The 805-nt window shown below is 61.7% G+C and carries 1 protein-coding gene; it reads left to right on the forward strand.

Features of this window, described 5'->3' with window-relative positions:
• A partial coding sequence (locus A5673_RS09735; RefSeq protein WP_068230549.1) for a cyclopropane mycolic acid synthase family methyltransferase occupies nucleotides 1-805 on the forward strand: 805 nt, incomplete at both ends.

Below are 805 nucleotides of genomic sequence, written 5' to 3' on the forward strand. Positions count from 1 at the left end.
TTACGAAGAGTCGCAATCGATCTATGACGTTTCAGACGAGTTCTTCGCGCTCTTCCTAGACCCGACGATGGGGTACACCTGCGCATACTTCGAGCGCGACGATATGACCCTCGAGGAGGCGCAGAACGCCAAGTTCGACCTGGCGCTGGGCAAGCTGAACCTCGAGCCCGGGATGACGCTGCTCGACATCGGCTGCGGCTGGGGCGGAGCGCTGCAACGGGCGATCGAGAAGTTCGATGTCAACGTCATCGGAATCACGCTCAGCCGCAACCAATTCGAGTACAGCAAGGCGAGGCTGGCCGCTATCCCCACCGAGCGCACCGTCGAGGTCCGGCTGCAGGGCTGGGAGGAGTTCGACGACGAGGTCGATCGGATTGTCACCATCGGCGCCTTCGAAGCGTTCAAGGCCGAACGCTGGCCCGCGTTTTTCGAGCGCGCCTACGGCATCCTTCCCGACGATGGCCGAATGTTGCTGCACACGATTCTCGCGCACTCGCAAAAGCAAATGCACGAGCGCGGGATCTCGCTGACCATGCGCGACATTCGATTCACCCGATTCATCTACACGGAGATTTTCCCCGGCGGGCAGTTGCCGGCCGAGGAAGACATTGCGGAGTTGGCGCCGGCGGCCGGATTTACCCTCGAAAAGGTGCAATTGCTACGCGAACACTACGCGCGCACCCTCGAAACGTGGGCCACCGCGCTCGAGGCCAACAGGGACCAGGCGATCGCCATCCAGTCCCAAGAGGTCTACGACCGCTACATGAAGTACCTGACGGGTTGCGCCAAGCTGTTCCGCCAGGGC

The organism is Mycobacterium sp. E3198, assembly GCF_001667015.1.
GTDB lineage: Bacteria > Actinomycetota > Actinomycetes > Mycobacteriales > Mycobacteriaceae > Mycobacterium.